Source organism: Candidatus Cryosericum hinesii, assembly GCF_003570985.1.
In the GTDB taxonomy this organism is placed as follows: Bacteria; Caldisericota; Caldisericia; order Cryosericales; family Cryosericaceae; genus Cryosericum; species Cryosericum hinesii.
This window is the reverse complement of the sequence record NZ_QXIW01000022.1, coordinates 1-9,640: the sequence shown is the minus strand read 5'-3', so window position 1 is coordinate 9,640 and position 9,640 is coordinate 1. Positions and strand designations below refer to the sequence as shown.

At 53.7% G+C, this 9,640-nt stretch carries 10 protein-coding genes and 7 tRNA genes; 16 read left to right on the top strand and 1 reads right to left on the bottom strand.

The genetic code is table 11. From position 1 onward, the window contains the following. The 10 genes from SMC3_RS09355 to SMC3_RS03875 all read left to right on the top strand — a co-directional run. On the top strand, nt 1-572 hold a 572-nt coding region (locus SMC3_RS09355), incomplete at its 5' end, for an RluA family pseudouridine synthase (protein ID WP_165846560.1). A 2-nt stretch (nt 573-574) separates the two neighbouring features. Beyond that, nucleotides 575-1,027, top strand: a complete 453-nt coding sequence (smpB, locus tag SMC3_RS03915; protein WP_119087586.1) for an SsrA-binding protein — start codon at nt 575-577, stop codon at nt 1,025-1,027. Beyond that, entirely contained in the window at nt 1,024-3,702 is a 2,679-nt protein-coding gene (locus tag SMC3_RS03910; protein ID WP_119087585.1) for an N-acetylmuramoyl-L-alanine amidase, read from the top strand. Before smpB ends, SMC3_RS03910 begins: the two co-directional genes overlap by 4 nt. 12 nt (nt 3,703-3,714) lie before the next feature. Beyond that, on the top strand, nt 3,715-4,503 hold the full coding sequence (gene murI, locus SMC3_RS03905) for a glutamate racemase (protein WP_165846558.1): 789 nt from the start codon (nt 3,715-3,717) through the stop codon (nt 4,501-4,503). Next, the gene (locus SMC3_RS09895; protein ID WP_165846557.1) at nt 4,500-5,108 is read left to right on the top strand and encodes a non-canonical purine NTP pyrophosphatase; all 609 of its coding nucleotides are present in this window, start codon (nt 4,500-4,502) and stop codon (nt 5,106-5,108) included. Before murI ends, SMC3_RS09895 begins: the two co-directional genes overlap by 4 nt. Nucleotides 5,109-5,141: 33 nt before the next feature. Continuing rightward, nucleotides 5,142-5,218, top strand: a tRNA-Pro gene (locus SMC3_RS03895). Between the two features lies 1 nt (nt 5,219). Next, a tRNA-Arg gene (locus SMC3_RS03890) sits at nt 5,220-5,296 on the top strand. A gap of 10 nt (nt 5,297-5,306) precedes the next feature. After that, nucleotides 5,307-5,383: transfer RNA gene (locus tag SMC3_RS03885), tRNA-His, on the top strand. A gap of 44 nt (nt 5,384-5,427) precedes the next feature. Then, nucleotides 5,428-5,504, top strand: a tRNA-Arg gene (locus tag SMC3_RS03880). Nucleotides 5,505-5,518: 14 nt separating this feature from the next. Next, nucleotides 5,519-5,595 (top strand) — tRNA-Arg (locus tag SMC3_RS03875). 134 nt (nt 5,596-5,729) lie between these two features. On the opposite strand, the gene SMC3_RS03870 is transcribed toward SMC3_RS03875, so the two are convergent. Beyond that, complete coding sequence (locus SMC3_RS03870) at nt 5,730-6,332, bottom strand: FMN-dependent NADH-azoreductase (protein ID WP_119089850.1); 603 nt, start codon at nt 6,330-6,332, stop codon at nt 5,730-5,732. A gap of 427 nt (nt 6,333-6,759) precedes the next feature. Here SMC3_RS03870 and SMC3_RS09890 point away from each other — a divergent pair, with 427 nt between their 5' ends. The 6 genes from SMC3_RS09890 to SMC3_RS03840 form a co-directional block, all read left to right on the top strand. Beyond that, nucleotides 6,760-7,026: a winged helix-turn-helix transcriptional regulator gene (locus SMC3_RS09890; RefSeq protein WP_207799655.1), complete on the top strand. Its 267-nt coding sequence runs from the start codon at nt 6,760-6,762 to the stop codon at nt 7,024-7,026. A 30-nt stretch (nt 7,027-7,056) separates the two neighbouring features. After that, a tRNA-Lys gene (locus tag SMC3_RS03860) sits at nt 7,057-7,132 on the top strand. Between the two features lie 46 nt (nt 7,133-7,178). Next, nucleotides 7,179-7,263: transfer RNA gene (locus SMC3_RS03855), tRNA-Leu, on the top strand. 14 nt (nt 7,264-7,277) lie between these two features. After that, a complete protein-coding gene (locus tag SMC3_RS03850; protein ID WP_165846556.1) occupies nt 7,278-8,546 on the top strand; it encodes a trigger factor in 1,269 nt (422 codons plus the stop codon). After that, nucleotides 8,543-9,169 carry an ATP-dependent Clp endopeptidase proteolytic subunit ClpP gene (clpP, locus tag SMC3_RS03845; protein WP_119089848.1) on the top strand — a complete coding sequence of 209 codons (627 nt, stop codon included), beginning with the start codon at nt 8,543-8,545 and terminating at the stop codon, nt 9,167-9,169. The genes SMC3_RS03850 and clpP overlap by 4 nt, the downstream gene beginning before the upstream one ends. Beyond that, nucleotides 9,156-9,640 (top strand): ClpX C4-type zinc finger protein (locus tag SMC3_RS03840; RefSeq protein ID WP_119089847.1); only part of this gene is annotated, 485 nt, incomplete at its 3' end. The genes clpP and SMC3_RS03840, both read left to right, overlap by 14 nt.

Sequence of the window (9,640 nt, the reverse complement as noted above, 5' to 3'; positions counted from 1 at the left end):
TGGCAAGTGGAGTCACGCTCTATGATGGAGAGGGTGTCGAGTTGCCGGGGGTCGTGCATCGGCTCGACAAGGACACGAGTGGCGTGATGGTTCTGGCCCGTTCTCAAGCCGGGTGGAGCTACTTCAAGCGACAACTGGGCAACCATGACGCCCAGAAACAATATCTGGCGTTGGTTTGGGGGACATTTGCGGAAAAGAGTGGTCGAATCGATGTGCCTATTGGGGCAGTCCATTCTCGAGGGCTCCTGCTGCGTCAGGCCGATAGTTCAGGTCGGCCTTCTACGACTGACTTCGAAGTCATCCAGCATTTTGGCGACCAGGCATCTCTCCTTCGGATACGCATCGAAACAGGGAGGACGCATCAAATCCGTGTTCACTGCTCGTACATTGGACACCCTGTGCTCGGAGACTATACTTATGGCTACAGGAAGCAGCGGAACGTCGTGATAGAGCGGCAGATGCTTCATGCATTTGCACTCTCGTTTGTAGCGCCGCGTTCGGAAGCCCAGGTTCGCGTCGTGGCGCCACTTCCTCAGGACTTTATCTCTGTACTTGGAGTACTTGCGCGGTAGGTATGGACAACAAACCCGGAGTGGTCGTCGCAAATAAGCGGATCCAGCACAACTTCAAGACGTTTGAGCGTCTGGAGGCTGGCATAGAACTGCGTGGTTGGGAAGTCAAGGCCGTACGTTCACGGACATTCGCTTTTGGAGACTCGTACTGCCGATTTTACGGCCGGGAGCTCTACCTCGTGCAGATGTCCGTGGGCCCCTATGCATTTGCGCACACAACCGACGAGGAGCTCAAACGTCGCAGAAGACTCCTTGTCCACAGGCGCGAACTTATCAGGATTGCATCTCTCATCAGTCAACAGGGTCTTACCGTCGTGCCCGCATCACTTTCTTTTTCGGAAGGCGGGTTCGTCAAGGTCGACCTGGCTGTTGGCAAATTCCTGGCAACCAAGGGGTCTCGTGAGACTTCCGAGAGACGACGAGTGGAGCGTGAGATAAGGGGGTACATGCGTTGAACAAGAAGATGATCGCTCTATTCATCGTCGTGGCTCTTTTCACCGGCGCCATTGTCGGAACGACACGGGGAGACACGACAGCGGCCGTCACGATTCCGGACCAGGCCAACATCCGGTCGGGAGCTGGTACGACGTTCAGCGTGATTCGGGTTGCACACAAGGGAGAAAAATACGAGGTTGTCGGCTCTTCCAAAGACACTTCGGGGCGGACGTGGTACAAGATACGGGTAGGCGCTTCGTTTGGATTCGTGGCAGGCTGGCTCGTCACCTACGCTCCGGCCACCACGTCGCCGGTCAGCCCGGCGGTCTTGAAACCAACGCCTGCAAAGGTGGAACCGAATGTATCTGCTCAGTCCTCTTCCACTCGCTATGCGGTCGTCGTGGAAGATGGCACTTCACTGCGAAGTGGTGCAGGGACAGTCTTCGCACGCCTGACGACCATGAAGTCACGTACGTCCTTGCGCATTCTATCAGAGTCCAAAGACACCAGTGGCAAGATCTGGTACAAGGTGGACTGTTCATCCCTCAAGATCAAACAAACCAGTGGCTACGTCGCGTCGTGGGTAGTGAAAGTCCAGACAGTTCAGGTTTCTGGGTCCAATCAGGCGACATTCACGACAGCGTCTCTTCTGGCCCTCTGGAAGCCGAAACTTCAGTTTCCGACGAAGACGGTGGATGCATCGGATCTTCGTAGCGGACCTTCAGTAATTTACGACCGCCTTGGTGTCCTGCCCTCCGGGACGAGCCTTCTGATCATCGGTTACTCCATGAACGAACAAAAAGAGACTTGGTGCCGTGTGACTGCTGCTGAGAAGACGGGATGGGTCTACGCGCCTTTGCTTAGCTCCTGGGAGAAAGTACCGAGCAGTCTTATCACCGCAACGGTAGGGAAGAGCCTCACTTCCGTGGCCCCATCAGCACGACTGGTGACGTCGCCGTTCGTAGTGGGGACTGACGGGTCGCTTGCTGCCAAGGGCAAGCTCATTGTCGGTGTTGCCACGGATGGCAGGCAGGTGTACCTCGAACTATCCTCCGATACTTCGTCCGAAGACTGGATAGCGATGTCTGAAGGTACGGTGGTCGGTGGAACTGGTCCTGGAGGTGCCGTCTGCAGTCTGACCGGCATCGAGCTGGTGTCGTCGAACGGCTGGACTGGTGTCACGATGCACATTGATGGGGACAAGAGCGGGCTGTCAATTGTTCGGGGACACAATCCTGAACGCATTGAGGTGTCACTGCCAAGGCTGGTGCAGTCTGCACAGGCTGGCATTGCCGGTGTGCCGACGCAGCAGGTGTCGGCGGTGAAGGTATGGGCGAGCTCGGCCGGCTTCGTGTCCAGCATCGTCGTCTATCTTGTCGGGTCCGGCACTGGCTTGAAGCAGTCGACCAGCGCGTCGACGGTGCAGTTGGTGATGACTGCCCCCGGATCGACCGCGTCGTCGAAGGCCGTGTTTCTGCGCGGCGAGCTTCTATCTGGCAGCGAGGAGACGTTTTCCGCACAGGGGGCTACGTTCGTGCCGCTCGTCGACGTGGCCAATGCCTACGGTATACTGTTGTCCTGGGACGCGGCCAATCAGCAAACGAGCCTGACACTTGGGGATCGACAATACGTACTGAAGGACGGGCTGCACACTCTGAAGATTGCTCAAGGCAACAGCCACTGGAGCGAAGAGATGGCTGTCGCGCCGAGGATCCTGAGTGGCCTGTTGTACGTTCCAGTGGCGACTGTGGCACACGTGTTTGGACTTGAGGCGATCGCAGATGCTTTAAGGGTATATCTTGACCCGATTATCTCGTCAATTACCCTTGCAGGTACCTCTGTGAGTACGCCGGGAAGCGTAACGATCACGTCCGCCTGTGACTTGAAAGTGACGAAGACGGCGGATGGTGACTACTGCGTCATCCAGTTGGAGGGGGTTTCGGCCACCACTATCTCTGGCAAGCAGGTGCTGTCGGCTTGGGCCACTGTGTCGGGGAAGCAGCGTCTGAACGACACCCCTCCAGTCGTGGATCTACGTTTGCATGCCTTAGCCTCCACAGTCGATGTGCAGAACGCCGGAACGGGCACCTATGTCATCGCGCTTTCCAGCACCGTCAAGGGAGAGCTGGAAGGGAAGAAAATTGTCCTTGACCCTGGTCACGGCTGCACGTCATCGACGGGTTCCTTTGACGTTGGGGCCGTAGGTCCTTCCGGGACGAAGGAATCGTCCGTCAACCTGTCAATCGCGCTTAAGGTAAAGGCATTACTCGAGGCCGATGGCGCCCATATCGTCATGACGCGGTCGGATGATACGTCAAAAGACAACCCTGACCTCATCAGGCGGGCGCAGATAGCCAACAGCTCGGGGGCAGATCTTTTTCTCTCAATTCATCAGAACGCCACGGATGCGGGACCATCAATCGGGGGTACCGAAGTTACCTATTGGTCTGACCAGTCGAAGGTCTTTGCCGGGCTTGTTCAGAAGCATCTCGTTTCTGCCCTGGGAAGAACAGATAGAGGGACGCACAAGACCTCGCTGTATCTTGTGTCCCACATCGATACCATGCCGGCTGTCCTGGTGGAGTGCGCGTTTATCAGCAATAGTGAAGAAGAACGTCTTCTGCGTGAGGACTCGTTCCAGCAAAAGGCGGCCGAGGGTATCGCGGACGCCATTGTCGAGTACCTCAGCAAGTAGAGAGGTCTGCTGGTGGAATCTTACATAGGGGTGTTCGATTCAGGGGTAGGAGGACTTGCAGTCGTCCGGGAGCTGAAGAACCGATTGCCACGAGAGGCCATTATGTACATTGCGGACTCCCGCTTCTTTCCATATGGAACGAAGCCGAGGGAACAGGTGATCAGCAGAGCCACGGCCCTCGTCGAGTTCCTCGAGGCTCACGGAGCCCGGATGGTTGTTGTGGCTTGCAACACGGCGTCCAGTGCTGTTTTCCCAGATATCCAGCATTGCGTGGATGTTCCCGTCCTGGGGATGATTTCTGCTGGGGTCAAGAGCGCACAACTGGCGACCCGCAACCGCAGAGTCGCAGTACTGTCGACACCCGGGACAGCACGGAGCCATGGCTATCTCAGAGCCATGGGGCTACTGGATCCGACGGTAGAAATGATAGAGCTCCAGTCGCAGGAACTAGTGAACCTTGTGGAAGCTGGAAGCATTGAAGGGCAGGACGTGGCTGATTATGCCGCAGACGTGCTGAAGCCGGTGCAGGAGTTCGGAGCAGACACCCTTGTTCTAGGTTGCACCCACTTCCCCTTCCTCAACAGCCTCATGGAAGGTATCCTTGGACCGGCCGTCAAGATTGTCGACCCAAGCAAGGAACTGGCATACGAGGTAGGGCTGGTGCTCGAGAAGTGTCGGTTGACCACCGGGGCTGGACAGCAGGACAGGTTCTTCACAACAGGCGACCCTGGCGACTTTCTCGACAAGGCTCGCCTCTTCCTTGGAGACTATGTCAGTGCTGTAGAGGTTGCGGACGTTTGAGATTGCGACTTGTCACCGGCAACGCTCACAAACTGCAGGAATTTGGCAGTATTCTCAGAGGCCTGGATTGCAGACTTCCCTTGGAAGAGTTGGATGTGGGGAGCGTGGTCGAGTGTGGTACCACGTACTACCAGAACGCATACAGGAAAGCCCGGTCAGGCCTCCTGAGCGTCCTGACCGCGGGATCCGATGACTGTATAGTCTTCGCGGACGACTCTGGGCTTGAGCTACCCCTTTTTGGCAACATGCCTGGAGTCCATTCTGCGCGCTTTCGGTATGCTGGTCTCTCCGAAAGAACTGCGCTCGCAGCGTTTCTCTCAGAGCACTGTGTGTCGTCAACGCCTGCACGGTTCGTATGCTGGATCGTCGCGTTTCTTCCTCGATCACGCCGGTGTCTGGCTTGCTCAGGCGCTGTCGCCGGAACCGTGACTCCAGAATCGCGTGGGTCTCAGGGCTTTGGATATGATCCGCTGTTTACCCCGAACGGCTACTCTCTTACCTTCGGCGAGATGGATGCCGGTCTCAAAGACCATATCAGTCACCGAGCACAGGCCGTTGAGGCTTTGTGGTGTTCTCTTCAAGGGACCATGCCGCTGAGACCTTGATTTTTGGCTGATTGTGTGTATTCTCTTTCTACTCGGGGTGTGGCGTAGCTTGGTAACGCGCATGGTTTGGGACCATGAGATCGGTGGTTCAAATCCACTCGCCCCGACCATGGGCCCATAGCTCAGCTGGATAGAGCAACGGATTTCTAATCCGTCGGTCGCAGGTTCAAATCCTGCTGGGCTCGCCAGCCTGATATGGTGGGTATAGCTCAATTGGTTAGAGTACTGGACTGTGGATCCAGATGTTGGGAGTTCGAGTCTCCTTACCCACCCCATTTTTCCTGAGCACGGCCCTTGATGTTGTACGTTTTGCAGTACTGCGCTTATAGCTCAGGCGGATAGAGCGATGGATTCCTAATCCGTAGGCCGCAGGTTCGAGTCCTGCTAAGCGCACCAGGATCGTGAGGCTAGCGCCCATAGCTCAACTGGATAGAGCTGCGGACTTCGGATCCGCAGGTTGCGGGTTCGACTCCTGCTGGGCGCGCCAAATTTGAAGCTACAGTTCACCTCGAGAAAGACGCAAAATATAGTTTTTCTTTTCTATAGATTAATTTCAAGGCATAACAGTTCAAAAGCTGTTATGCCTTTTTCAATTCAAAATGGGAAGTTATGAAAAGATATCTAAAATGTTGCTGCGGCTTGCTGTGCCTGTTGAATTGCCTTATTGAGAACGTCTTCAACATCAGTACCGATAACATCCAATTCTTCGGCGGCTATAGTGGTGAAATCGCAAATGCCCAAAAAGCCTAAAATAGTCCTTAAGTATTTATCTCCCATTTCAAGGGTGGCCATATACCCATCTGAGTACGAGCCGCCCCTTGAGGTGATATTGATAGCCTTTTTGTTGCTGCATAAGCCTTTAGGTCCCTCTGCGGTATAGGTGAAAGTAATCCCGGTCACAGAAATGTAATCGATGTATGCTTTGAGTATAGCGGGAATTCCGAGGTTCCATAAGGGTTCCGCAAACACATATTTGTCTGCTTCCACAAATTGATATGCGTACTTCAAAACCGGATGATCATGGTATGCGCCGGGAGCCAACTTATGCATATTGACTGACTCAGTGGACAGAAAATCGATATTCTCCTTGTACAGATCAATTATGACAATTTCATCGTTTGGGTGAAGGTTTTTGTATGCCTCGATAAAACTTTCTGAGATTGTAAAGGTTCTGGAATCAGCATCGGATTTCGGATTTGCCTTGATATACAATACCTTGCTCATGTTTTAACTCCCCTGTATTTTTAATTTTTAATACTGGGCAATTGGAATTTACAGCACCATTGTATTCCAAATCATTAGGCCATAGTTCATAAAAGATTGTTTGGGCAGAGCCATGCCAAATTCCAATTGTCTTTGCACTCTTGTACGGTATGATAGCAATTAAGTACTACGATTATAAGCAGGAACTTTCTCATAGCATGATACACAATAGTGTACTGTAGAAGGGATGATACTTTGATGTGTGAAGAAATGAGGAATGGGAACTGCTATCTGCGAGAGTAGTGCCTTAAATATTATATCTGCTCGACGGTTTTTGTTCGAAAAATATTACCGGGGAGATGAAAGATTACTTATACTTCGGTTTTTTGAGTAGCAGTGTGATGCGGTTCGATGATATACGGAAGAAGCTGCTGGATGTCACTGAAAAATGATCAGGCAGCAATTGAGAAGTCTGCAGGATGATTACCTTGTATTCAGGCATGTTTACCCGGTAATTCCCCCGAAAGTGGAATATGGGTTGACAGTATTAGGGTGCAGGACCATACCTGTCCTTGAAATGATGCATACCATTGATTCCGACCAGGAAGCCTGCATCCAAATCAACCTGATAAGACGACTGTGTCGCGAACTACGACGACCGAGGGCGCGGCATATGATGCAGGTGCGGCCGTGGAATTGCTTGACACCCTCATGAAAAGTCCTATAATCGTTGCGTTCAAGTTGTGGGTCGTTAGCTCAATTGGTAGAGCATCTGACTCTTAATCAGGCGGTTACAGGTTCAAGTCCTGCACGACCCACCACCACTTGGCCAAAGATTCAGTTCCCTGCGATGTCAGTAAGTATTCAGCGAGGGTGGCGGAACTGGCAGACGCGCTGGACCTAGGATCCAGTGGGTAATTCCATGCGGGTTCGACTCCCGCCCTTCGCACCAACTTGGAGGAGATCGTGGAATACACCACCACTAAGAAGATTGGCAATTCGACCGTACTCTCTGCGACATTCAGTGCCGACGAAGTCTCAGCAATGCGCCGCGAGGCGACGCTGGCGATGGCCGGCAAACTCCGTATACCCGGGTTCCGTCCGGGGAAGGCCCCCCTTTCCATCGTCGGCAACTATGTCAGCGATGAGGAGTTGAAGGACGACGTCCTTCAGAAGGCGGCCTCTCAAGCTTATGTCGCGTTCCTCAAGGAACACAAGGAAACCGACGCCCTCATTTTTGAGCCTGAAATCGTCGATTCAATACTCGAAGACACTGCAGCCACTGGGCTGAAGGTCGACGTACGTGTCTTCGAGATGCCCAAGGCAGATCATGATCTGTGGAGTGGCGTCGAGGTTGAAAACATTCAGACTGATACGACCAAAGCCGTCGAAAGCCGCATCAAGGCTCTTGTCGATGCTGTGACCGAAACATCCCCGAAAGATGGCCCGGCTGCTCAGGGCAATTCCGTCATGGTCACCATCGCGACCGACAAATCCCAGGATCCCTACCATACGGAGTTCACGGTGGGCGAGGGCGAAGTGGGCAAGGCCTACGAGCCATTTCTCAGTGGAATGAATGTTGGAGAATCGAAGCACTTCAGTGTGCAGATGCAGGAGAACGTCCTCGAAGGAGATATCACTCTCGACGGTGTTGCTGAGAAACACATTCCAGAAGTCAACGACGAATTTGCCCGGAGCGTCGGGGCGTTCGACTCCCTCGTGGAGCTTCGGAAGACTCTTGAAGAAGACGAACAGCACAAGGCGGACGAGGCCAGGAAGGACTTGATCTTCAGCCGTGCTATCGAGAGCGCTGCTGAGAAGCTGGGCATCGATTTCCCTGGGTATGTTCGGCGTGACGCGACTCAGGAACGGCTGGGCGAAATCAAGAACAGCCTGGCCCGCAATGGGCTTTCTCTCAACGAGTATCTGAAGTACAATAATATCAGCGCCGAACAGTTGACTCAGGATGTTGAAGCGGACGCTGTCAAACTGCTTCAGCGTGATCTTCTGATGGAGGCAACTGAGAGAACGTGCGGTATCGTGGCTGGGGACGCAGACATCGAGGCATATGTGGAATCGCACAAGGAAGAACTGGCCAAAGCGGATATCGACACGACGATAGAGAAGGGGCGCAAGACAGTCCGCAATGTTATCGTCTGGGAAAATACCCGCAGCCTGATTGTTGGCGCAGTTCAGCTGAAAGAGTCCCCAAAGGCTGAACAGGAGGCACAATGAGCGTCATTCCATACGTGGTCGAACAGACGGTTCATGGAGAGCGTGGCTATGATATCTACTCCCGGCTGCTGAAGGACCGTATCGTATTCCTTGGTGGAGAGATCGATACACAGGTCTCGAACCTGATTGTTGCCGAAATGCTCTATCTGACCGCTGAAAGTGGTACCAAAGACATCTATCTCTATATCAACAGCGTTGGTGGCGAAGTCACTCCTGGCATGGCGATCTACGATACCATGCAGTACATCAACGCTCCAGTGTCCACCATCTGTCTGGGACAGGCGGCAAGCCTCGCTGCTATTCTTCTTGCTGCCGGACGCAAGGGAAAGAGATTTGCGCTGCCGAACTCGCGTATTATGATCCACCAGCCTTGGGGCGGGGCACAGGGACAGGCGACGGACATTGAAATTCAGGCCAAGGAGATTCTGCGGATCAAGGAATCTGTGAGCAACATTCTCGCCTCACATACGGGAAAACCTCTTGAGACTGTGCGAAGAGATACCGAACGAGACTTCTTCATGTCTGCCGAAGAGGCGGTGGACTATGGCATCGTAGACCAGGTCATCTCCAAGATTGGCGTTGCAGGGGAAGTTGGCCCATCGGGGAAGAATGCCCAGCCATAATAGCGAAGAACCGTCCTGCTCATTCTGTGGCAAGAAGTCGAGTGAGGTCGGCCTGCTCATCAAGGGACTCGACGGATCGTACATCTGTGACGACTGCATCGAGCGGGGCAACCAGCTCATGCAACAGTCCAGGCACGAGAGTCATGACATCAATTTCAAGTCGCTGCACCCCAAGGAAATCTATGCGCGCCTGAACGAGTACGTCGTTGGCCAGAATGAGGTCAAGAAGGCACTCGCTGTTGGTGCGTACAACCACTACAAACGCCTGAGAGCCAAGAAGGACTCCAAAGTGGAGATCGAGAAGTCCAATATCCTGCTCACAGGGCCCACGGGGGTCGGCAAGACCTATCTGGCGAGGACTCTCGCCCGGATTCTTGATGTTCCGTTCACCATTGCTGATGCAACGACACTCACTGAGGCTGGCTATGTTGGTGAGGATGTAGAGAACATCCTCCTTGGACTCCTGCAGGC

What these genes read in the sequence shown, in the direction of transcription:
- smpB (WP_119087586.1), top strand. Translation starts at nt 575, where the DNA reads ATGGACAACAAACCCGGAGTGGTCGTCGCAAATAAGCGGATCCAGCAC.
- SMC3_RS03870 (WP_119089850.1), bottom strand. Translation starts at nt 6,332, where the DNA reads ATGAGCAAGGTATTGTATATCAAGGCAAATCCGAAATCCGATGCTGAT.
- SMC3_RS09890 (WP_207799655.1), top strand. Translation starts at nt 6,760, where the DNA reads ATGATCAGGCAGCAATTGAGAAGTCTGCAGGATGATTACCTTGTATTC.
- clpP (WP_119089848.1), top strand. Translation starts at nt 8,543, where the DNA reads ATGAGCGTCATTCCATACGTGGTCGAACAGACGGTTCATGGAGAGCGT.